This window comes from Gluconobacter sp. DsW_056, assembly GCF_002153595.1.
Classification (GTDB): domain Bacteria; phylum Pseudomonadota; class Alphaproteobacteria; order Acetobacterales; family Acetobacteraceae; genus Gluconobacter; species Gluconobacter albidus.
This window is the reverse complement of the sequence record NZ_JOPF01000007.1, coordinates 66238-89685: the sequence shown is the minus strand read 5'-3', so window position 1 is coordinate 89685 and position 23448 is coordinate 66238. Positions and strand designations below refer to the sequence as shown.

Below are 23448 nucleotides of genomic sequence, written 5' to 3'. Positions count from 1 at the left end.
ACGTTATTTCATGCTGTAGTTGATTTGGAAGAAGTAGTATCCGCCATTGAATCCGATCTGCTGGACATCGAAATTATAGCGCTGCACTCCAAGGTAATTCGTGTTCTTCGGCACGATGGGCTGCTTGGCATTGAAAAGATTGTTGGCCCCCAGCGAGAGGCGCCATTGCGGCGAAACCTGGTAGCCTACAAGAATGTTCGTCTGCTGGTTCGCCCCGTTGTTGAAGGGAAGATAGACCGTGTTGGAATAGGCATAGGGGCCGGTCACATACTGCTGTTGCGAAACCACGTTGCCGTAATGGATTTCATGGATTGCAACCGACCATTTGCCCTTGCGCCATGTCCCGCCGATGATTTCCTTGCTGTGCGGCGTGTAGCTCGTGAGGAACCCGCGATAGAGCGCATTCAGCAGGGAATTTCCGTTTCCGTCCGTGGCCGTGCGGGTGATGACGGGGTCGTTGAGATTGATCGCAACATCCCAGTTGACGGTGCCGAACCTTCCGAAAGGCGTTTCGTAATTGGCGCTGATGTCCATACCGCGTGTGCGGGTATTGGCCGTATTGGCGAAATACTGTGCCGTCACATCCTCGGGGATCAACCCGCCCGGCAGGCCGAACCCACCGGCTTCCAGCGCATCAATGGCTGTCTGACCATTATAGACGCCTCCCAGCGTGATGCGGTTACGCAGGGAAATCTGATAGACATCCACACTGATATGCATGCGCGGAAGCGGATTGATCACGATCCCGGCGGAATAGTTCATGGACCGCTCGGGCCGCAGGGGACGCGAGCCCAGAAGCCGCGCGGCAGCTGAGGAAACGGGCAGAATTCCCGAAGCGCCAGTGGGGGAGACCCCCATGTTGGAATAATGCTCCTCGGCCAGCGTCGGAGCGCGGAACCCGTTGCTGATCGTCCCGCGCAGGCCGAACATCGGATTGATGTCGTAACGCATCGACGCCTTGCCGGTCTCGGTATTGCCGACATCCGTATAATGCTCGACGCGCCCGGCAAGATCGAGCTGCCACCCCTTCATCAACTGTGTGGACAGATCCATATATCCCGCCGTTACGTCGCGGAAATTCTTGGACGCCGACATGGGGGAGAGACCATCATCGGCGGAAGGACCACCACCGTAATAAGACGCCGGTTCACCCGCACCCACCTGGTAGGTGTCGTAACGGTACTGCGCGCCCAGTGCGAAATTCAGCGGCCCCGCCAGAAGCGGAACATCGAAGCCCCGACGAATGCCCGCATCGGTCGTCCACTGCGTATCATTGAAGGTCATCATGGGATAAAAACGGGTCGGCGTGTGACCTGTCGCCTTGTACAGATCGGGATTGACCGTATCGAACATGCCGACATCGGCCACGTTGCCGCCATAGGTCGTGCTGACATCCCAGTCCCAGCCGACGAACTTGCCCTTGAAACCGCCGGTGAAGCTGTAATCGTTCTGCGCCAGCGTGATCTGAGGCGAAAATCCGTTGGGATAGACTTCGGGCAGAACGGTCGGCAGACGATAGTTCTGGTAGCTTTCCCCGTTGACGTGCCCAAAGGACGCGAAGGAATAAGCCTGAATATTATCGGTAATATGATAGCCCATATTATAGGAAATCGTCTCGCGCATCTGACGCGGATTGCCCATGATATGGTTGTCGTAATCGCCCGTACGGTTGTCCCTGCCGCCACGGTCGGTGTGGTCCATGTATTTGTATTCGGCGCTCAGATCAAAGAAACCCCGTCCTTTTCCAAGGTCGGTGCCCCAGTTGAAAGATTCCCCTGACGTAAATCCGTCGCCCGCATAGTAACCGCCATTGATGGCCTGTGCCGTCAGGGCATGTGCGGAATGCTTGAGGATGATGTTGACCACACCCGCAATCGCATCGGACCCATACTGCGCTGCCGCACCATCCTGAAGAATTTCGATGTGATCCACCGCAGAGACGGGGATCATGTCGATATCGACCGGGATCGAACCCTGCTGCGGCCCGGTATAGTCGGTCATCACCGAAGTCGTATGGCGGCGCTTGCCATTGACCAGAACCAGCGTCTGGTTGGGTGTCAGGCCGCGAAGCTGTATCGCATCCGTCATGTTCGAATTGCCGATATTCATGTTCGAACGCGTCATGGACGGCGCCATCTGGATCAGCGCATCCCGCAGATCGGCCTGTCCCGTCTGCTGCAACTGTTTCGCTGAAATCACGACGATGGGGCTGATGCTCTTCTGGGCAGTCTGATGCGGATCACGCGTACCCGTTACAATGACCTGCTCATCCTCTTTGCTGGCAACCTCAACGGGCTTGCGCGCCGTTTTGAGAACCGAGGTCTTCGTGGTTCTGGTCGCCGGGGTCTCCGTCGCGGCCGGAGATGGGGCTGCGGCTGAAAATTCAGGCAGAATTCCTGCAAGACCGGTCATCAGAAGCGCCATCTTACGCGTTGTAAGAAGACGTTTTTTATCTATGCCGGGACCACAACACACTGACCTCATTGAACTTCCCTTTCGCGGAGTTCCTGATGCCTTCAGGAATTTCTCATAACGATTCCGATACGAGGTTGTTGAAATAGACTGACAGAATCAATCGTCTTGGATTAATCTTTCAAAGAATTCCAAATGGTGGAACGGCAGATGCGAAACGAATCGAAAAACGCAGTTCGCAAGGCAGCCTGTATCCTGAAAGCGCTGTCCTCTTCCGGTATAAGCGGGGAGGAACTGGGAAATCTGGCCACACTCTGCGAACTTCCAAAAGCCACCACACACCGGCTTCTGGCCTCCCTGATGCAGGAACATCTCGTCACCCGCGTCCCACAGACGAGACGTTATATTCTCGCACCAGCCGGACAGTTTCACCTGACGGAGACACAGTTCCACCTGATCCACAGTCGCCGTCTGCGCCGCGTCATTGCGGGACTGCCCCTGCGGGAAAACGACGCCGCTTTCCTTCTCGCCCGTTCCAACGACTGCGCGATCTGCATCGACGCTTATTTTGGGGACGAAATAATACCCTCTCTGACGCAGGGTGTGGGCGGCCGGGTGCCACTGGGTTTCGGCCCCGGTGCCACCATGATCCTGGCAGGCTGCCCTGACGAAACCATCAACGGCGTCCTGCAGAAAAAAAGACCAAGGCGTCACTCCGAAATCCTGCTTGAAAATATCGCCCGCGCCAGAAGTGCCGGATACACGACGGATCAGGGCACCCTCATCAGCGGTGTCGGAGGCGTCGCGGTGTCGATCCCCCAGAGCAGCGTCGAGACGACGGGGCTGGTTCTGGGCGTGGCTTTCTCCATCAAGGGCCACCCGCCGGGCATTTGTGACAGTCTGGGAAAAATCCTTCTGGATGCGGTCCAGTCCTGACGATATTCCGGTTATGCGTCCCGCACCGGATGCGTTATGCTGCCTTCATGCGTTATACACTCCGCCAGTTAGAGTATTTTGTCGCCGCCGGAGAGGCAGGCTCGATCCGGCATGCGTCCGAGCGCCTCTCGATTTCGCAGCCTTCCATCTCGACGGCGATTTCCCATCTGGAACTCGAACTGAACGTCCAGCTCTTCATCCGCCACCACGCACAGGGCCTGTCCCTGACATCCGTGGGGCAGATCCTGATGGAAGAAGCCAAGCGCGTTCTGGGAATGGCTGAAAATCTCTATTCCCTGGCTGCGGAAACCACGGATCAGGTGAGGGGAACGCTCTCGGTCGGATCAATGGTCACGCTTGCGCCCATGATCATGCCTGAACTCGTCCACAGCTTCTGTACGCGCTACCCCGCCGCCGAAATCCGACAGGTGGCGTCCAATCACGAATGGCTGGCCGAAAAACTCAAACAGGCCGAAATCGACATCGCCATTACCTACGACCTTCATCTCCCTACCGGGATCGAGTTCGTCCCTCTGGCAAGCCTTCCGCCCCATGTTCTCGTCAGCGAAAACCATCATCTGGCGCAGCGTTCGTCCGTGGATCTGGCCGAGCTTGCCGCCGAGCCGATGATCTTCCTCGACCTCCCCCTCAGCAGGCAGTATTTCAACGCCCTCTATCACCATGAGGGCCTGCAACCCAATATCTACGCCCGCTCCGCCGAACAGGAAGTGGTGCGGACCATGGTCGCCAACGGCTACGGCTATACGCTGGCAAATGTTCGCCCCTGTTCCGACATGGCCCTCGACGGCAAGAAGGTCGTCCGCGTGCGGCTGTCAGGCGATCACCGCCCGATGGTCATTGGCATGGCAACATGGCAGGGCGTCCGCAAATCGCGCCTGCTGGATCTTTTCGTCCATCACTGCCGTTCCTCGATTTCCGACACCGCAATCCCCGGCATGAAACCCCTGACCTAGACCCGGCCCCGATTACTCGGCGTAATCGGGTTCTTCACGATCGAGGATAAGCTTCATTTCCTCGAAATGCCTGATGGAAAAATCCCGGATCTTTTCCCAGTCCTGCGCCGTTCTCTCCGCCACGTCGTCCGACAGGATGGAAAGCTCACGTCCGGTGGAATAGGCGGTCACGAGAATCTGGCACGCGCGTTCGATCGTGTACATGTCGTCAAACGCCTCTCCAACCGTTTCCGCAACGATCAGCACGCCGTGATTGCCCATCATCAGCCGCGTTCTGTCTTTCAGAAGAGATGCCAGACGCGCGCCTTCCGCCTCGCTGTCCGCCATACCGCCATACTGGGTATCCACGGCAACTCGGTTGAAATACCGGGCCGTATTCTGGTCGATCGGTAAAATCGTGGGGTCACGCAGCGTGGAAATCGTCGTGCTGTAGACCGGATGCAGGTGCATCGCGACCTGTGCCGCCGGATTCAGACGATGCAACTGTCCGTGGATGGCCCATGCCGTCGGGTCCAGATCGCAGGACGCCAGACTGTCGGCATCGTTCGTATCGACCAGGATCAGGTCGCTCGCCCGGATCCGCGAGAAATGTCGCCATTTCGGGTTGATGAGAAACCGCGAACCGTCCGGCGAAACCGACATGCTGAAATGGTTTGCCACTGCCTCATGCATGCCAAGCCGGGCCGCAAGACGGAAGGCGGCAGCAAGATCAATCCGTGCTTTTTTCTCGTCATGCGCGGTCATGAAGGCGGTCCCTGAGCAAGATGGTCTGAAATATCGGTCTTCATGATCTTCTAGAGAGTCGCCGATGGACGGCAAAGACGGATTTATCAAATTCATCCCCCCGTTTTTCCGATGCAGCACGCGGGAAAACTCTTAGGAAAAGACTAAGCAACGATAATCAATTCGATTGTTTCTCGAGGCATATCGTTTCCATAAAACAACGGAGAGGTCTTCCTGAGTTGTGGAAGAATTCTTCTGTCAGTCCAGTAGGAAATGTCCAGCATGACAACGGAAAACGTCGATACCCTCATCATTGGCGCGGGCCAGGCCGGCGTGGCGATGAGCGAACACCTGGGCAAAAGAGGGGTGCCACATCTCGCCGTGGAACGCGGAAACATTGCCCAGAGATGGCGTGCCGAACGCTGGGATTCCCTTGTTGCCAACGGCCCCGCCTGGCACGACCGTTTTCCGAACCGGACATTTGACAAAACAGCCCCCGACGGCTTTGCCCCACGTGCCCAGATTGTCGACTATTTCGAATCCTACGCGACCCAGATCAACATGCCCATTCGCTGCGGCGTCGAAATACGCCATCTCCGAAAGGCCCCGGACGGCATCGGATTTGAAGCGCAAACCGCAGACGGCACCATCAGGGCACAGAACGTTGTGGTCGCGACAGGACCATTCCAGAAACCGTCCTTCCCCGACATCATTCCCGCCGAGTTCGATGTGCTCCAGATGCACTCGAACAGCTACAAAAATCCGCAGCAGATTGCCGATGGCGGTGTTCTGGTCATCGGGGCCGGTTCATCCGGCGCGCAGATAGCAGACGAACTGCGGGCTTCGGGGCGGGACGTCTGGCTGTCCGTTGGTCCTCATGACCGTCCGCCCCGCCGCTACCGCGGCCGCGATTTCGTCTGGTGGCTCGGCGTTCTGGGATTGTGGGACATGAAAGTCCCCAGCCCCGATACGGAACACGTCACCATCGCCGTCAGCGGCGCTCATGGCGGCCACACCGTCGATTTTCGTGACCTCGCCGCCAGCGGCATGACCCTGCTGGGCCGGACCGAGAGTTTCGAGAACGGCTGCCTGCATTTCGCTCAGGACCTCCGGAAGAATATCGAAGGCGGCGACGCCAACTACCTGTCGATGCTCGACGCCGCAGATGCCTATGTCACGGCAAACGGACTAGACCTCCCCGAAGAGCCCGAAGCCCGCAACATCGGCGCCCTCCCGGCGTGCGCCACAGACCCGATCCTGAGCCTCGATCTGAAAGCAGCCGGGATCAAAACCGTCATCTGGGCCACTGGCTACAAGTTCGATTTCAGCTGGATCGACATCGACGTCCTCGATGCCCGTGGCGCCCCCCGCCACGACCGTGGCGTCTCCGTCGTACCGGGCCTCTATTTCCTGGGGCTGGCCTGGCTGTCGCGGCGCGCTTCTCCCTTCATCTGGGGCGTCTGGCACGATGCGGACTATCTCGGAGAGCATATCGCAGACCGCCGCCTGGCTCTGGCAGGCTGACGGCGGAGGCGCCCGGTGTCCGTTTCCGAAATCGAGAGCATCCTCTCGTCGCTCGTCGGCTTTCCCAGCGTCTGCGGGCTGCCGAACGGAGACATCATAGACTGGATCGAGGCGCATCTTCTGGCCTCCGGCGCGCGGGTACGCTGCATCCCCGGAGACACCTCCAACGGTGTTCCGGGGCGCTACAGCCTGTTCGCCACGATTGGCCCAAAGACGGCAGGCGGCATCGTCCTGTCCGCCCATGCGGACGTGGTGCCGGTCACCGGCCAGAACTGGTCGTCGGACCCGTTCGTCCTCACACGGCGCGAAGACCGGCTGTATGGCCGGGGCAGCAGCGACATGAAAGGCTTCCTGGCCTGTATGCTGAACCTCGCCCGCAAGGCTGGCGCGGAGGATGCATCCCCGCTCAAACGCCCGCTTTATCTCGCCATTTCCCATGACGAAGAGCTCGGCTGCCTCGGGGTTCGTTCCCTGATCGCAGGCATCCGCGAAGACGGCGAATTCGACGATCAGGGTGCACTCGGCTGCATCGTGGGCGAGCCGACGGGCATGCAGGTCGCTCTCGCCCATAAAGGGAAAATCGCGTTCGAAATCATCTGCCACGGACAGGCTGCCCATTCCGCAAACCCGTTCCTTGGCAAAAGTGCCATCACCCTCGCAGGCGACATGGTCGCGGCGCTCTCGCGGTTGCAGGAGCACATCCGCCAGACCGAACGGCACGACACACGCTTTGGCGTTCCGTTCTCCACCGTGCAGGCAGGCCTGATTTCCGGTGGAGCGGCGCTGAACATCGTCCCGGACCTGTGCACGATCACAGCCGAACTGCGCCTTCTGCCCGGCTATGAAGGCGCGCCCTATCTGGCCTGGCTGGAAGACGCCGCCCGTCAGGCCACGGAAAAACTCGGCGGCGGCGAGATCGAACTGCGGATCACGAATGCCTATCCCGGCCTGAACGCCACCGCCTCGAGCGACATCTGCTCCCTTGCCCTGCACGAAGCCGTGCAAAATCAGGTCGGCGTCATTGATTTCGGCACTGAAGCGGGGCTTCTGGGGGAACAGCTTGGACTGGACTGCATCGTCTGCGGCCCCGGTTCCATCGCGCGCGCCCATAAGGCCGACGAATACATTACCCTGCCCGAACTGGCCGACGCAGAACGCTTCCTTGACGGGGTGCTCGACCATCTCAGACGATGAGCGGCCCAGATGAGCGGCACAGACGCCGCGCGCTTCATGAAAGACACCGCGCCCATGACCTTTTCCATTGTCGCCCGCTGTGAGCGCACCGGCCAGTTCGGGATGGCGGTTTCGTCGTCCTCTCCCGCCGTGGCCAGCCGCTGCGCCTTCGCCAGAGCCGGTGTCGGCGTCGTCGCCACCCAGAACATCACCGATCCCCGCCTCGGTCCCGCCGGGCTGGACCTGCTGGAGCGGGGTGCAACGGCAGCGGAATGCCGGGACATTCTGGTCCGCGGCAACGCTTTTGCGGCGTTCCGACAGCTCGTCGTCCTCGACCGCACCGGCAGCACCGCACTCTGGGCCGGAGAGCAGGTTCTGGGCTGTCACGCCGAGATTGCCGGAACCAATGTCGCTGCCGCAGGCAACATGCTGGCGAGCACGGACGTCCCGGCTCTCATGAAGGACGCCTTCAACGCCTCCAGCCCGTCGCTGGAGCTGGCCGAACGGCTGATCCTCGCCATGGAAGCCGGTCTCGCAGCAGGCGGAGAAGCCGGTCCGGTCCATTCTGCCGGGCTGATCGTCGTGGAAGAGCAGAGCTGGCCGCTGGTGGACCTGCGTGTGGACTGGAGCGACGCCCCGCTCGCCGATCTGCGGCGCCTGTGGACGCTCTGGCAGCCCCAGATGCGCGATTACGTTACACGCGGCCTCAACCCGCTTTCCGCACCTTCATACGGTGTGCCGGGGGACCGTTAAGGCCCCCCATTTTTCTCAGGCGACGTCCTGCAGAATCATCCGCGCCGCCTTCGCCCCGATCATCATGCTCGGGGCGCTGGTGTTGCCGCTGATGAGCGTCGGCATGATCGACGCATCCGCCACCCGCAGCCCCGAAATCCCGCGTACCGTCAGGCGCGGCGTCACAACCGCATCGTCATCCACGCCCATGCGGCACGTCCCGGCGGGATGAAAGACCGTGGCTGCACTCCGCCGCAGGTACTCCAGGATCTGGGCATTGTCCGCCACGTCGTCGCCGGGCGCGACTTCCGTGCCACGGGTTCCGTCAAAGGCCCCCTGCGCCAGAATGTGCCGCGCCGCGCGGATGCCTTCGCACAGAACGTCCAGATCGTGCGGGTCTGATGCGAAACTGAAATCAATGACCGGCTGGTTTGAGCCATCCGTCGCCAGCCTGATGCTGCCCCGGCTTTTGGGCCGCAGAACACAGGTATGGATCGCAATCCCATGCCCCCATTCAAACAGCCGCCCGCGCGGACTGCGATAGCCGGGCACGAAATGAAACTGGATATCCGGCACGCCATCGCGGGCGAGGGACGTACGCGCAAATCCCCCGGCTTCGACATAATTCGTGGTCAGCCACCCCTTGCGCCCGAACAGGAACCGGAGCGGAGACATCAGCACGGACGGCAGCGACCGGCCGGAAAATCCCAGCGTCCGATGATCGTTCGAGCGCACCGTGACCAGCCCGTCCAGATGATCCTGAAGGTTCTGGCCCACGCCCGGCAGGTGATGCACCGGCGAAATCCCCGCCGCGATCAGATCCGCGCTGCGCCCGATCCCGGACGCCATCAGGATCTGCGGAGAGCCGATCGCCCCCGCACACAGCACGATTTCCCGCTCCGCCCGCAGCAGTCGGGCCGTGCCGTCCTGAACGACCACGACGCCCCGCGCCACCCGGTCCTCGATCACCAGATTGCGGACCTGAACGCCCGACATCAGGCTGAAATTCGGCCGCTTCAGGATCGGATGAACAAACGCCCGATACGCACTCAGCCGATAGCCGTTGCGCTGGGTCACGTCATACAGGCCCACGCCTTCCAGCGTCGCACCGTTGAAATCGGTATTCTCCGGCAACCCCGCGCTGACACCGGCCTGAACGAAACGTCGCGACAGCGGATTGGTGTCGCGAGGCGTCGTGACATCCAGCTCGCCCCTGAAGCCGTGATACGCCGGATCAAGCTGCCGGTGACAGTGTTCGAGGTCCCGGAACTCGGGCAGAACGTCGTCCCATCCCCAGCCCGCACAGCCCAGAGCCTGCCAGTGGTCGTAATCCGTGCGGTCGCCCCGGATATAGATCATGCTGTTGAGCGTGGTGGACCCGCCCAGCGCCTTGCCACGCGGCACATGAATGCGCCGCCCCGCCAGATGCTCCTGCGGGGTTGAGTGGAACTGATAGGCGAAGCGCCGGCTTTTGTAGAGCGTTATCGTCCCCGCCGGAATGCGGATTCTCGGCGTATGGTCGCCGCCCCCCGCCTCGACGAGACAGACGCTGAAACGCCCGTCAGCACTGAGACGGTTGGCAACCACGCATCCCGCAGAACCAGCGCCCACGACGATGAAATCGAAAGAGCGGGACAGATCGTTCTGCATGATCCTCAGAACCCTGTGGAAACGGTCGCAAGACAGGCAAAGGACGGCGCCACATAATAGCTGGACGTCCCCGCAACCGGCCCCGTGCTGTAAACACCCGACAGGTAGTGGCTGTCGCCCAGATTGACGATGTTCAGGCGGATGCTCGGCTTCTTGAAAAACCCGATGTCATGCGTGCGCGCACCCAGCATCATATCCACCTGCTTGTGGCCCGGAATGCGCTCGTCATTCATGAACGTGCCGTATTCCTTGTCGACATATTTCATCGACACGCTGCCAAAGAACGTGCCGTCATCGTACTGAACGCCAATGGCCGCCATCCAGCGCGGAGCGGACGTCGCGATCTTGCCCTTCGTGGCATAGGTCACACCGCCCATCGTGATGTTGTTGTCGTTGGTCGCATAAAGATATTCCGCCGACACATACGGAGAGAAGTGATGCCAGGGCGTGAAGCCCAGCTCCGCATCCACACCCCGCGACGTCATCCCACCCGCATCGAGGAAGTACGGAACGGCATTGATGTACTGGTTGATGGCGTGGTGAACGAAGTTGTAGTTGAACAGCGTCACCGACCCCATGACCCAGTTGTTGTGATACCGCGCGCCCAGTTCCTCGGCGATGCTGTATTCGTCCTTCAGATGCGTGTTCGCCGTCTGGTAAAGGCTCGCATCATACGGGCTGTTATACTGGTTGTAGAACGCAGACCCCATCGGCACGCGGAAGCTCGTCGTCGCATTGGCGAAAAGCTGGATGTTGTCATTCACCTTGTAGCTGATCGACATGCGCGGCAGCGGCTCGGCCGAGTTGTAGCCGACGGCATACTGCGGACCGGGCTGCTGGAGCGTCCCGTTACGCGCGGTCATGACTTCCTTGAACCCGACATTGATATGCAGCCGGTCATTGAGCAGCCGCACCTCGTCCCCGACATACAGCCCGACCATCTGCGTGATCGTATGATACCGCCAGCCATTCAGAACGGTCCCGTCCGTTAGCTTGAGCAGGGAGCTTGAAACATTCCCCGCTTCATCCAGCCCGGAGAACGGCTCGCTCACATTCATGTCGCTGTACCCGTACCACGCACCAGCCACCAGATGATTGATGCCGGAATCGTAATGCAGGGCCGCATTCAGCCCGGTATAGCTCTCGCGTCCATACCAGTCCCATTTCGCGGCGACATTGCCATCCTGGGAATAGGTGTTGCCCGCAAGCTGGCCATTGATGGGCTGCGTGCCGTCATAATAGGTGCCGCTCGTCGGGATCGTATAAACGCCCAGCGGGTAATTGCCCGACCCGTGATAGAAATAGGGCGTAATATCCAGAGAAAGCTTGTGCGTCAGCGCAAGATGGGACTGGCTGCTCAGGAAATAATCCGTCCAGTTCGTCTGGAACCCCTTGTAATAGTTGGAATCGCCAAACTTGTAGGTGCCGTCCAGATTGATCCCGCCGCCAAGCCCGCTCTTGTTCCAGGCAGCCAGAGAAGGCGTGCTGTACCAGGCCGTGTTCTCGTTGTTGTACGTGAAAGACAGGGACGTATAGCTCTCCGGCGCCCAGTCCTTGATCGCCTTGAAATCCATATGCCGGCGCAGGTTCCGCCCCGGCCCGCGCCAGGCCCGGCTGGTCAGGTTCGAAAACGACGCAAACGCCCGCAGCCCCGTATGCCCGATCTCCCCGGTATCATACCGCAGAAACTGCCGGTTCATCTGATGCGACCCATAGCTCACATCCACCTGTCCCGAACGCGTATATTCGGGGTTGCGGATCCGCACATTCATCGTGCCACCCGCAGAATAAACGGTCGGAATTTCAATATCCGGCGCGCCCTGCTGAAGCTGGACGCTCTCCATGTTCTCGCTGTCCACCCATTCCGACGAGTTCGGGGTGTAATTGTCCGGGTCGTTCATCGGCGCGCCTTCGAAGATATAGCCGATTTCCTGCTGGTTGAGGCCGCGGACGCTGACGGAGGACTGGTCGGTGACGCCGAAGGGGTCTCCCATGGCGACGTTGGCGCCGGGGGAGAGGGTGACGAGGGCCAAGGTGTTGGAGGCCGGGGACTGTTTGGCGATGAATTCGTGCGACACGGTGCTGACGGAGCGGGCCGCGGTTTCGCGTTTGATCAGGCCGCCGCCCGGTCTGTGGCGGCTGACGGAGACGTTGATCGTTTCTCCGGGGCCGGTGTTGTCCACGGCAGTGCGTTTTGGGCGCGCCGGGGCTGGGGCGGGCGTTGCAGCATGGGGCTGGGTGCTATGGGCGGGGATGTGGTGTTTTCCCGGGGCCGCAAAGGCTGTTTTCGTGCCTCCTCCCAGCAGGAGAATTGTCGAGGAGAGAAGCAAACAATGGCGTGAAAACAGGGATTTCGTCTGCATGGCGGTACCTCGGCATGAATGGCCCGTGCGGCGCGGGACGTGCGTTAGGGAGGAGGGCTTGAGGTGGGTGATCAGCCGGGGATGACGGCGATGACGTCCACTTCGATCAGCCATTCCGGCCGGGCGAGGGCGACGACGACCAGTCCCGTGAAGACGGGAAAGACCCCTTTGAGGTGTTGCCCCAGGACGCGGTAGGTGGCTTCGCGGTAGCGGATGTCGGTGAGGTAGACCGTGACCTTGCAGATATGGGAGAGGTCGGAGCCGGATTCCTTGAGGAGAAGGGTGATGTTTTCCATGACCTTGTGGGCCTGTCCGACCGGGTCGCCGACGCAGACGTTTTCACGCGTGTCGAGATCCTGCGGGACCTGTCCGCGGACATAGACAGTGTTGCCTGCGACGACGGCCTGACAGAGATCGTTGTCGAGGGCCTGTTCGGGGTAGGTGTCCTTCGTATTGAAGGGGCGGATTCGGGTGTGGACGGGCATGGAACTGTTTCCTCAAACTCTTCGCATCTCATGCGGGGTTTGGTGCGATAGAGGAATGGTCGCAATTCGGTGCGATGAGTTAAAGAACGGATGTATGGGGAAGCGCTTCGGAAAAACCGAAGAAGGCGTCCGCAGGCCGATGGAGCGTCAGTTCCGGTTGCGGGACAGGGCCAGATAAAGGCCGCCGGGGACGAGAATTCCGATGATCCATGAGACGTCGATACCGCCAAGGACGCGGGCGAGCGGGCCGGTATAGAGGCCGTTTGACAGGAACGGAATCTGGACGATGACGCCGATGGCGTAGCACAGCAGGGCCGGGCGGTTGGCGCGGCCGTAGACGCCGCCGTCGTGTCGGAACAGGGAAGGAATATCGTAGGCCCCGTGCCGGACTAAATAATAATCAACGAGGTTGATGGCCGTCCACGGAGACAGGACGGCAAGGAGCAGCGCGATGACGTTATCGAGGATTTCCAGCACGTTTCCGGTCAGATTGATCGTGATGACGGCGCAGCACAGGCACAATGTGAGCGCGGCCAAGGCGCGGGAGCGGCTGGTCGGGGTCCAGTTGGGGCGGAATGTCTGGAGGAAGGTCAGGGACGAGAGGGCGGCGCAGTAGATCTGCATGGTGCAGCTCACCAGCGTCGAGACCATGATGACCGCGAACAGGGCCATGGGCAGCAGCGGGGACCAGGGCCTGACGGCGTCGTACATGGTTCCCGAAAAGCCGGTGCTGCCGAGATAGGAGCCGATGAAAGTCGGGAAGGCGGTGCCGATGACGCTGCCGGTCAGGCAGACGAGAAACGCCGTGCGCTCTCCGGTCGCGGAGGGGAGATAGCGGGTGTAATCGGAAACATAGGGGGCGTAGGCGATCTGCCACAGGACGCCGAGCGACAGGGCCGTCAGGAAGTCGTGGGGTGTGGGGGACTGCCAGAACGGCTGGGCGAGATGGCCGCCGGATGCGGACATGTAGGCGAAGGCCAGCAGGACGAACGTGATGGCGGCGACGGGAATGAAGCCGGAGATGAAGCGTTCGATCACGTCATGACCGATGGCGCAGAGGGCGCCGATGACGAGGACGGAAATCCAGATGGGAAGCTGGCTGACGGAAGGGCCGAAGACCTGCACGATCTGTTCGCGGCTGATGGCGAAAAAGGTCGCGGTGAAGCCGACATACATCAGGATAATGATGGCAATGATCAGCAGGCTGCCGGTGGAGCCGAACTGACCGCGGGTCTGCTGCATCTGCGGGATGCCGAGATGGGGACCCTGTGCGGCGTGGAGAGCCATGAAGATTCCGCCCAGCAGGTTGCCCGAGAGAATGGCGAGGAGGGACCAGCCGAGGGAGAGGTGGCAGATGGTCGGGTACAGCAGGCCGGTCATGACGGCCATGATGTTCTGGTTGGCGCCGATCCAGACCATCAGCAGCGACCAGGCGTTGCCGTGGCGGCGGTCTTCGGGGATGGGAAAGATCGTTTCGTTTTCAACGGCAAAGGCCGATGTTGCGGTTTCCTGAACGGTCTTGTTGTGGGACGGGTTCATGAAGGCAGGATCTTTCCCGTTTTCTGGTTCAGAGATCGTTCCACTCTGGCATTGTACTGGACGGGTCGATAGTCCCCAGAAAGCGTGAGATTACGTCCGCGCTTTCGGGTTCTGCCCCGCACATCAGGGCGATGGCCAGACCGGTCAGGGAGGAGGCGGGCGTGTGGCGGCTTTTGGGGTTTTCTTCCGACCGGGCACAGAGATCCATGACGAGGGTGGGGCAGCAGAACAGGCCGGAGCGGATTGTTTCGCGCCAGTTGTCGGGAAGTGCATCCCGCTGCGCCAGACCTTCGAGCAGGGGGCGCCACAGGAGGCGGGCCTTGTCCTGAAGGAAGGCCTGTCGCAGGGGTGGGAGCGACCAGTTTGTCGTGACGAACGCCGTTCCGTTGCTGATCCGGATTTCGGGGCGGGTTTTCAGCTCTGCGGAATGATAGAGCCAGTCCGCATGGGCGAAAATATTGTGAAACGTGGCCTTGATTTCGGCCAGCAGCGCCGGGATGTGGCGTCCGGCGAAAGCGGGGTCGAACAGGGTGAGGCTGGTGGTGTCTGGGTTGAACCAGACATTTGCGTTATGGGCGTCTCCGTGAGCCACCACGCCGCCGCTTTGGGCCAGTGCCTCGGGCGACAGGTTTTTCAGCGCGTTGTAAAAGCAGTCTTTCAGGGTACGGTCGTAGCGGATGCCGTCGATCACCCAGTGCAGTTCGAGAAGCTCGTGGCCGCTCAGGGTTGCGTCCGGAAATGTGAAAGTCCGTTCGGGAGCGAAGAATTTCGTTGCGCGGCTGCCGAGCGTGCCGGGTGGTTGATCCGGGGTGGTGAGGCGATGGTGAAAGAGCTGGTGGATGGGTTCGTCCGCGCTCTGTTGGCCGGTGATCGGGTGCCATGAGCGCAGGTAGAGCGTGGCGCTCAGCGCGTCCAGGTCCTGCTGGGCGTGTCTGAGGGCCGGGGCATCCGCGCCGGGCAGGGGTGTGTCGCCGTCAGCGGCGCGGGCGGCATCGGCGAGTTTCGGGATGGTTTTGAGCGGGTAGAGCAGGATCTGCCGTCCGACGCGGCGGCAGACATGGGCGGGCATATCGACCGGAAATCCGGCTTCGAGCAGGATTTCGCCCCTGTAGAATTCCTGAAGGACAGAGTCTTCGTTTTCTTCATGGTGGAATTTGAAGAAAAAGCGTTCTCCGGTGTCACGGGTCATGAACCCGTTGACGGAGTTCAGGCTGTAATCGTCTGCGCCGAGTGTGACGTCCGTGATGTGGAAGCCGAATTCTTCCGCGATCATGCGCGACAGGAGGTCCGCAGCCAGAGCGGGATTTCCGCTCCGGGCCGCGGCGAGGATGCCTGCCGCGCTGACGGGTTCGGCCGTGGAGAATTCGGGGTTCATCGGGGTTGGATCTTCGGCATGGGGCGGGCCGGGGAGACGGCGCGGGCATGGCCTGAGAAGTTTTCGTACCGGGCGAAACGTTCCGCATGGCGTGCGGCTTCGGGGTACGCTTCGGGCGAGACGCGTGCGAAGGACATGCGCTTCATGAAGTCATGGACCGAGAGCGGGGAGTGGGTGCGGGCGGCGCGGTTCGTGGGGAGCACGGCGTTCGGGCCGAGGACGTAGTTGCACAGTGTGACGGGCGACGCCGTGCCGAGGAGGACTTCGCCTGCGTTGCGGATGCGGCCGAGATCCGCCATTGGATCGACCGTCAGGATTTCGAGATGTTCGGGTGCGTAGGCGTTTGTGAAATCGACGGCGGCGCTGAAGTCTTTGGTCAGGATTACGCCGCCATGGGCGCCGCCCAGAACAGTGCGGGAGAAATCGGCGCGTTTGGGGTCCATTTCGGCCCAGTGTGCGGGCAGGGCGGCGATGACGCCTTCGGCCACGCGGCGGCTGCTGGTGACGAGCCAGGCGGAGGAATCCGGGCCGTGTTCGGACTCGATGATGAGGTCCAGCGCGGCCAGAACCGGATCGACGCTGTCATCGGTCAGGATGATGCTTTCGCTGGGGCCTGCGGGGATGCCGGGGTCGATCCGGTCGGACAGCAGGCGCTTGGCGGCGACGACATACGGGCTGCCGGGGCCGACGATCTTGGCGCAGGCGGGCACGGTTTCCGTACCGAAGGCTACGGCAGCGACGGCCTGTGCGCCGCCGCATTTATAGACTTCCTCGACCCCGATGAGGCGGGCCGCCACGAGGGTTCCGGCGTCGACAGTGCCGTCGGGGGAGGGCGGTGTGACGATGATCAGGCGCGGGACGCCGGCCACTTTTCCGGGGATGGTCGTCATGTTCACGACGCTGGGGAAGCTGCCCTTGCCGCGCGGGACGTAACAGGCCACGGAGTCTATGGGGATGTTGCGGTCTCCGGCCCAGATGCCGGGCTGGACCTCGATCATCCAGCTTTCTTCCGGCTTCTGGGCTTCGTGAAAGCGACGGATGTTCCGGATGCCGTATTTGATGGATTCGAGAACGTCGGGCTCGATGCTGGCGAAGGCGGCGTCGAACTCTTCCGGCGTGGCCCGGATGCTCATTTCGGGGGCGGTCACCCCGTCGAAAGCCTGTGCGAAATGACGCAGGGCGGCGTCGCCTTCGGTGCGGACGCGCTCGATGATCGGTTTGACGCGCTCGAAGAAGACCGACAGGTCGCTCTCTGTGCGTTGCAGCAGGGCTTCGGGGATTGTCCCGGTCTGGGTCAGATCATGGAAGGTGATGTTTTCAGACATCGGGTCTCTCTTTTCGGGTCGGAAGGTTGGAAGGATCAGAGCGCGGCGAGTGTTCCGCCGTCCACGTACAGGACCTGTCCGGTGATGTAGGCGGAGGCTGTGGAGCAGAGGAATTGCAGGGGGCCTGCGAGGTCGTCAGGCAGGCCGAAGCGTGCGAGGGGGATGCCCGCCAGCATCTTTTCGCGCCATGCGTCGTTGCGGAAGAACGTGTCTGTCATGTCCGTATGGAAGTAGCCGGGCGCCAGGGCGTTAACGCGGATGCCCCGAGGCGCCCATTCGACGGCGAGGCTGCGTGTCAGGCCGAGGATGCCGGATTTGGAGGCGCTGTAGGGGACGGCCTTTGCGACGCCCGCTGCCGCGGTGAGGGAAGCGAGGTTGATGATGGTGCCTCCGTTCGGCATCAGGCGGGCGGCCTGTTGGGCCACGAAGAACGGCCCTTTCAGGTTGGTGTCCAGAAGGCGGTCCCACAGGGCTTCGTCCACGTCGTCGCAGGCACGAAGGGTTTCGTCGCCGGCGTTGTTGACGAGGATGTCGAGCGTTCGGCTTTCGCGGGCGATCCGGGAGAAAGCCTCGCGGATCGTGTCGAGGTTGCTGACATCCATGACAAGCGGATGCACGGTCAGGCCGTCGGAGAGGGCCTTGGAGCGGGATGCCTCGAGGGTGTCGGCGTTGCGTCCGGAGATCCAGACGCTCGCGCCGCAGCGGGCGAGGTGGAAGGCCATGGCTTTCCCCAGGCCGCGCCCGCCGCCGGTGATGAGGGCTGTTTTGCCTGCCAGCGAGAAGAGGGGGGAGATGTCTACCATGTTCCGTCCGTACCGTTGGGGGCGATCAGGGTTTTCAGGCGGTTTTCCGCACCTGAGAGCAGATGGGTATAGAGGGCCGGCAGATCGGTGAGGGCTGCGGCCGGAGTGATCAGACGGTCGAGAAACGGAACGAGGCCGGGGAGACGCTGGATGGCCTCGGGCATTTCGTCTGCGAAAGCGCTGACGCCCCGGATGTCGAGTTCCCGTTCCACGATCAGGTTGAGGTCGATCCGGGGTGTGTGATGGAAAATGCCGGCCAGCACGAGCCTGCCGCCCGGAGCGAGGCGCTGGCAGGCCATTTCCACAACGGGGGCGGCGCCGGTGGCGTCGAGAATAAACGCGGGGCCTTCCGGGCCGAACAGGGTGTTCCAGTTTTCTGCGTCCGGAGGGAGGGGAAGGGTGCCGATGGTTTCCGTGAGGAGCGTCTGGCGCCCGATGTTGCGTTCAAGCAGATGGACGTCATGGCCTTGCTGCCGAAGCAGGAGGGCGGCCAGCCCGCCGATCGTACCGCCGCCGCAGATGATGACCGGAGAACCGGGTGTCGGTGCGAGGCGGTTGACGGCGTGGAGGGAAACGGAGAGCGGTTCGACGAGGGCCCCGTATCTCAGGGGGAGTGTGTCGGGGAAAGGCAGGACCTGAGTGGCTGGCAGAATGACGTCCTGTGCAAAGCCACCGTCGCAGCTTTCTCCGACGAAACTCAGGTCCCGGCACAGGTTTTTCCGGCCGGAGCGGCAGGACTGGCAGGCACCGCAGCCGACCCTTGAATCCGCGATGATGGGTGTGCCGACTGTCAGTGAACCGCAATTGCCGCTGGTCTGGGTGATGGTTCCGGAAAATTCGTGGCCCGGTGTGACGGGACAGCGGGAAAGCCACTGCCCGGTCTGGAAATTGTGCAGGTCGGACCCGCAGATCCCCGCTGCTTCGACCCGGATGCGGACACAGCCGTCCGGCAGGTCCTGCGATATCGGGACAGGGAGAACCTGAATGTCTCCGATGCCGGAAAAACGGGCAGCAAGCACGAGATTTTTCCTTTCCCATCAGACTGAGGCCGGGCCTCGTTTCTCTTTCCGGTATAGATATGATGAAGCCGGAATGAAAAGACTGATCGAGAGGAACTGCGCGTAGCTTTTTCCGGGGTAGGGCTTCAGGAAATATACACCAGAAACACATTACCAATACGGAAAAATGTATGTTTTATAATGATCTGATATTGCAATGGAGCGTGGCAGTATCAGCATCTTTCCGCATGGCGGATTGACTGGCAGAAGGACGGAGAGTGGCACGATGGAGACCATTGGCACACTGGAAACAGAGACGATTTACCCCATTTCTCCGGATCGCCGTCATGGGAGTGCCAGAGACCTGTTTACGGTCTGGTTCGGGCCGAACCTCATGATGCTGACGGTCGTGACCGGAGCGCTGGCGACGACGGTTTTCGGGCTGTCTCTGGTCCCGGCACTTCTGGCGCTTCTGGCGGGCAATCTGGTGGGCGGCATTTTCATGGCGTTGCATGCGGCTCAGGGGCCTCGGCTGGGTGTGCCGCAGATGATCCAGACGCGGGGGCAGTTCGGGCTGTTCGGGGCGGTTCCGGTGACGGCGGTGATCGTGCTGATGTATGTCGGGTTTGCGGCCTCGAACCTTGTTCTGGGGGCGGAGGGGCTTCAGTCCTGTTTTCCGGGTCTGGGGCGGTTTCCGGCCATTCTGATCATCCAGATCCTGTCCATTGTTCCTGCCATTCTCGGGTATCATGTGATCCATGTTGCGGCGCGTCTTCTGACGCTGCTGTGTGGTGCGGCCGTGCTGGTCTGTCTGTGGCAGGTCATGGGCGTGCACCCGGCGGTGCATGATGTTGTGGCGCCGTCATGGGGCGGCACGGGTATTCTGCGCACCCTGTCGCTGGCGGCTTTGTGGCAGATTGCCTATGCGCCTTATGTTTCGGATTCGTCGCGATATCTTCCGGCGGGGCCGAAAAGCGAAAAATATGCATTTCTGGCGTGTTTTTCGGGGTCCGTTTCGGGGTCGATGCTGGCCATGGGGCTGGGGGCTGCGATCGGGATCGTGGCGGGTGGAGCGCATGTCATTCAGGCGCTTACGGCGATCCTGGGCGTAACGGCGGTGCCGGTTCTGCTGGCGCTGTCCATCGGCATTGCGGTGGCGAATGCCATGAATGTCTATTGCGGGGCGCTCTCGACGCTGACCGTGGCGCAGACGTTCACGCCGGACCGTCATTACGGCAAAGGCGCGCGGCTTGTGGTGACGGTGGGGCTGCTATCGCTGGCTTTTGGCATGGCCACGCTCATGGCCGACCAGTTCATGACGGCTTACAGCGAGTTTCTGGAGCTTCTGATGTCGGTCATGATCCCGTGGACGGCGATTAACCTGACGGATTATTATATTCTCCATCATGGAGACTATGACGTCGCTTCTTTCTTCAAGAAAGACGGCGGAATTTACGGGTATTACAACACGCCAGCCCTGATCTGTTACGGGGTTGGGGTTGCGGTACAGATTCCGTTTCTGGCGACGAATCTTTATACGGGAAGCATGGCCAGAATGCTGGGGGGCGTGGATGTTTCCTGGGTGGTGAGCCTCATTCTGACGCCGGTAATCTATATTGTTGCGGAGCGGACGTTCCGGCGGAAAGTTCTGCCTGCGGGAGAGCGGGCATGACGCTTTTGTACAATGCGCGGATTGCGCTTTCGGGCCATGAGCGGTTTGAAGGCGCGGTTCTTCTGCGCGATGGGCGGATTGCGGCGATTGGTGAGCGTCAGGCGTTGCTCGATGGCTGCGGGGCGGATGTGGAGCAGGTGGATCTGGGGGGCGCGTGTGTCCTTCCGGGGTTTGTGGACAGCCATCTTCATCTGTTGATGGGGGCGGAATATCTGTCGAATATCGGCCTGCGGGACGCCAGAACGATGGCGGAAGTCGTGGGGCGGGTGGAAGCGTTCGCCGCCGCGCATCCGGAGCGGGAATGGCTTGTGGGCCTGGAATGGAGCTACGGCTATCCGGATCTGCCGCCGGAAGGTTTTGACCGTGCGATGCTCGATGCGGTGGTGCCGGACCGGCCGGTTTTTCTGAGGTCCGGCATGGCGCATGCGGCCTGGGCCAACAGCAGGGCGCTCGAACTTGCGGGCATTGATGCGTCAACGCCGGACCCGGAGGGCGGCGAAATCGTGCGCCGTCCGGATGGGTCTCCGACGGGGTGGCTCAAGGAAGAGGCGGGCAAGCTGGTCGGGGCGCATGTGGTGCCCATGGATGAGGCGCTGGTTCGGGACGGGCTTGAGCGCGTTCTGGAGGAAATGGCGCGTTGCGGGATCACGCGGGTTGAGAGCGCGGCCTATGACGAAGGGCTGTTTCCGGTGCTTGCGGAGATGGAAGCCTCCGGCGCGCTGACCTGTCGGGTCGGGGTCATGGTCGAGATGCCGCCGCCGGAGCTTTCGGAAAAGCGGCTGGCCGAGATCGGGGAGCTGCGTCGGCGGTATCATTCGCCGATGCTGAGTCTGGACGGGGTAAAGTTCTTTCTGGATGGCGTTCTGGAATCGCACACGGCCAGCATGCCGCAGGGTTATGCGGACCGGCCGGACGAGACGGGAACGCTGGTCTGGAAGCCTGAGGCCTATCACTCCGCTGTGCGGCAGGTGTCCGAGGCGGGGTTTCAGATCTGGACGCATGCGATCGGCAGTGGGGCGATCCGGCTTGCGCTGGATGCCTATGCGCAGGTTCCCGAAGCGACGCGCTCCCTGCGGCATCGCGTCGAGCATGTGGAAATTCCGTTTTCCGGGGATATTCCCCGGTTCAAAGAGCTGGGTGCGGTTGCCTGTCTTCAGCCTGTGATGGTTGCGCCGTCCGATGAATGGATGGGGATGGACGGGGTGTGGGCGCAGCGGGTGCGCGAGAGCGAGCAGGAGCGGGCGTTTCCGAACCGGTCGCTTCTGGATGCGGGCAGTGTCGTGGCGTTCGGGACGGACTGGCCGATCGTGTCGCTGTCGCCGCTTCGGGGGATCGGCAAGGCCGTGACCCGCCGGAGCCTTGCGGGAGGCGCGGCGTTCGTTCCGCAGCAGGCCATCAGCGTTGACGAGGCGCTGTATGCCTATACGGCGGCGGGGGCTTTTGCCTGTCATCGTGAGGGGCAGGAAGGCAGCATCGAGGTTGGGAAGCTGGCGGATCTGGTGGTTCTGGATGCGGATCCGGCTGATGTGCCACCCGAGCGGATTTCGGAAATTTCGGTTCTGATGACCGTTCTTGGGGGGCGGGTCGTTTATGACGCGCGTTGATGACGGTGTCTTTTCCGGTGTTGCGGCGTCCGCGCGGCGGCGTCTTCCCCGGCTGTTTGCGGATTATGTCGATGGGGGCGCGCATGGGGAATGGACCATGGTGCGGAACCGCGAGGCTTTCCGCGAATGGGGGATCGTGCCGCGGGGGCTGAAGAACGTCGAGACCGTGGATGCGGGTGTGCGCTGTTTCGGGCAGGAGTGGGCAGCGCCGTTCATGCTCGCGCCGGTCGGTTTTGCGGGGATGCTGCATCCGGACCGCGAAGTGGGCGCCGCGCGTGCCGCGCTGCGCTGCGGGGTGGGGATGGCCGTTTCCACCTTTTCCATTGATCCGATGGAAGCGGTTGCGAAAGTCGGGGGCGCGCCGCTTGCGCAGATCTATGTTTTCCGGGACCGGGGTCTGACGCAGGACATGCTGGCCCGTGCGGCGCAATGCGGCATGGACGGCATTATCGTGACGATTGATACGGCTATTACGCCGGTGCGGGAGCGGGATGTGCGGAATGGATTCCGCCATCTTTCGCGGCCCACGCTGATGCAGATGGCGGGGATGATGGCCCATCCGCGCTGGTGTCTGGGCATGGCGGGGCGCGGGACGCCAGCGATCGGAAATCTGGCCGCCTATACCTCGGCGCACGGCATCATGGGGCAGGCCAAGGATATGGCCGCGCAGATTGATCCCACGCTCGACAGGGCCGGGCTTGAATGGCTCCGGAGCGAATGGAAGGGGCGGCTTGTTGTGAAGGGCGTCATGCACCCGGAAGACGCAGGGAACGCTATTGCGGCGGGTGCGGATGGGGTGATCGTCTCCAATCATGGTGGACGGCAGATGGACCCGTCTCCGGCGACGCTGGATGTTCTGCCGCAGATTGTGGACGCCGTTGAGGGCAGGGGCGATGTCGTTCTCGACAGTGGCATTCGCCGGGGCGGGGACGTTGTGACGGCGCTGGCGCTGGGGGCGACGGCCGTTTCCATCGGGCGTCCGTGGGCCTGGGCGCTGGCCGCGGGCGGTGAGGTCTCCGTGGAGAAAGCCATCCGCGCGCTGTCTCAGGAAGTGGTGGATATTCTGGGGCTGGCCGGTCTTGAAGACATCGCCGCCCTGCGCCGGCGCGGGCCGCAGGCTCTGTGGAAATTATAGTCCGACATGTCCGGGCCTGAGGGTC

Annotated in this window: 18 protein-coding genes; 8 read left to right on the top strand and 10 right to left on the bottom strand. The window is 61.7% G+C overall.

The window, feature by feature from the left end:
* Positions 1–3: 3 nt before the first annotated feature.
* A complete protein-coding gene (locus HK22_RS06090; RefSeq protein ID WP_233142447.1) occupies positions 4–2412 on the bottom strand; it encodes a TonB-dependent siderophore receptor in 2409 nt (802 codons plus the stop codon).
* Between the two features lie 210 nt (positions 2413–2622).
* Here HK22_RS06090 and HK22_RS06085 point away from each other — a divergent pair, with 210 nt between their 5' ends.
* Both HK22_RS06085 and HK22_RS06080 read left to right on the top strand, forming a co-directional pair.
* Positions 2623–3348 carry a helix-turn-helix domain-containing protein gene (locus HK22_RS06085; RefSeq protein WP_158093543.1) on the top strand — a complete coding sequence of 242 codons (726 nt, stop codon included), beginning with the start codon at positions 2623–2625 and terminating at the stop codon, positions 3346–3348.
* Positions 3349–3395: 47 nt separating this feature from the next.
* Complete coding sequence (locus tag HK22_RS06080) at positions 3396–4322, top strand: LysR substrate-binding domain-containing protein (protein ID WP_062032537.1); 927 nt, start codon at positions 3396–3398, stop codon at positions 4320–4322.
* Between the two features lie 12 nt (positions 4323–4334).
* Here the strand turns inward: HK22_RS06080 and HK22_RS06075 are convergent, their stop codons facing one another.
* On the bottom strand, positions 4335–5066 hold the full coding sequence (locus HK22_RS06075) for a class II aldolase/adducin family protein (RefSeq protein WP_062032375.1): 732 nt from the start codon (positions 5064–5066) through the stop codon (positions 4335–4337).
* A gap of 261 nt (positions 5067–5327) precedes the next feature.
* On the opposite strand from HK22_RS06075, the gene HK22_RS06070 reads away from it, so the two are divergent.
* The 3 genes from HK22_RS06070 to HK22_RS06060 are packed head-to-tail and all read left to right on the top strand — an operon-like array spanning position 5328 to position 8495.
* Positions 5328–6569: an NAD(P)/FAD-dependent oxidoreductase gene (locus tag HK22_RS06070; RefSeq protein WP_086648713.1), complete on the top strand. Its 1242-nt coding sequence runs from the start codon at positions 5328–5330 to the stop codon at positions 6567–6569.
* A 15-nt stretch (positions 6570–6584) separates the two neighbouring features.
* Positions 6585–7763 carry an acetylornithine deacetylase gene (gene argE, locus HK22_RS06065; protein ID WP_086648683.1) on the top strand — a complete coding sequence of 393 codons (1179 nt, stop codon included), beginning with the start codon at positions 6585–6587 and terminating at the stop codon, positions 7761–7763.
* 54 nt (positions 7764–7817) lie between these two features.
* Entirely contained in the window at positions 7818–8495 is a 678-nt protein-coding gene (locus HK22_RS06060; protein ID WP_086648712.1) for a DUF1028 domain-containing protein, read from the top strand.
* 15 nt (positions 8496–8510) lie between these two features.
* On the opposite strand, the gene HK22_RS06055 is transcribed toward HK22_RS06060, so the two are convergent.
* The 8 genes from HK22_RS06055 to HK22_RS06020 form a co-directional block, all read right to left on the bottom strand.
* The gene (locus tag HK22_RS06055) at positions 8511–10124 is read right to left on the bottom strand and encodes a GMC family oxidoreductase (protein ID WP_086648682.1); all 1614 of its coding nucleotides are present in this window, start codon (positions 10122–10124) and stop codon (positions 8511–8513) included.
* 5 nt (positions 10125–10129) lie between these two features.
* Positions 10130–12487, bottom strand: a complete 2358-nt coding sequence (locus HK22_RS06050) for a TonB-dependent receptor (RefSeq protein ID WP_062032391.1) — start codon at positions 12485–12487, stop codon at positions 10130–10132.
* Between the two features lie 71 nt (positions 12488–12558).
* On the bottom strand, positions 12559–12972 hold the full coding sequence (locus HK22_RS06045; protein ID WP_062032396.1) for a RidA family protein: 414 nt from the start codon (positions 12970–12972) through the stop codon (positions 12559–12561).
* Between the two features lie 147 nt (positions 12973–13119).
* Positions 13120–14511 (bottom strand): cytosine permease, encoded by a 1392-nt coding sequence (locus tag HK22_RS06040; RefSeq protein ID WP_086648681.1) that lies wholly within the window; start codon positions 14509–14511, stop codon positions 13120–13122.
* 28 nt (positions 14512–14539) lie between these two features.
* Positions 14540–15886, bottom strand: a complete 1347-nt coding sequence (locus tag HK22_RS06035; protein WP_086648680.1) for a hypothetical protein — start codon at positions 15884–15886, stop codon at positions 14540–14542.
* The gene (hisD, locus tag HK22_RS06030) at positions 15883–17211 is read right to left on the bottom strand and encodes a histidinol dehydrogenase (protein WP_086648679.1); all 1329 of its coding nucleotides are present in this window, start codon (positions 17209–17211) and stop codon (positions 15883–15885) included. The genes HK22_RS06035 and hisD overlap by 4 nt, the downstream gene beginning before the upstream one ends.
* A 35-nt stretch (positions 17212–17246) precedes the next feature.
* Positions 17247–18014, bottom strand: coding sequence for an SDR family NAD(P)-dependent oxidoreductase (locus HK22_RS06025; RefSeq protein ID WP_086648678.1), 768 nt, complete (start codon positions 18012–18014; stop codon positions 17247–17249).
* On the bottom strand, positions 18008–19033 hold the full coding sequence (locus tag HK22_RS06020) for a zinc-binding dehydrogenase (protein ID WP_086648677.1): 1026 nt from the start codon (positions 19031–19033) through the stop codon (positions 18008–18010). Before HK22_RS06020 ends, HK22_RS06025 begins: the two co-directional genes overlap by 7 nt.
* A gap of 265 nt (positions 19034–19298) precedes the next feature.
* Between HK22_RS06020 and HK22_RS06015 the strand changes: the two genes are divergently transcribed.
* Genes HK22_RS06015 through HK22_RS06005 form a run of 3 tightly spaced genes read left to right on the top strand, consistent with a single transcriptional unit; the run spans position 19299 to position 23423 of the window.
* A complete protein-coding gene (locus tag HK22_RS06015) occupies positions 19299–20684 on the top strand; it encodes a cytosine permease (RefSeq protein ID WP_086648676.1) in 1386 nt (461 codons plus the stop codon).
* Positions 20681–22288, top strand: a complete 1608-nt coding sequence (locus HK22_RS06010; protein WP_086648675.1) for an amidohydrolase — start codon at positions 20681–20683, stop codon at positions 22286–22288. Before HK22_RS06015 ends, HK22_RS06010 begins: the two co-directional genes overlap by 4 nt.
* Positions 22275–23423 (top strand): alpha-hydroxy acid oxidase, encoded by a 1149-nt coding sequence (locus HK22_RS06005; protein ID WP_086648674.1) that lies wholly within the window; start codon positions 22275–22277, stop codon positions 23421–23423. Before HK22_RS06010 ends, HK22_RS06005 begins: the two co-directional genes overlap by 14 nt.
* The last annotated feature ends 25 nt before the right edge of the window (positions 23424–23448 follow it).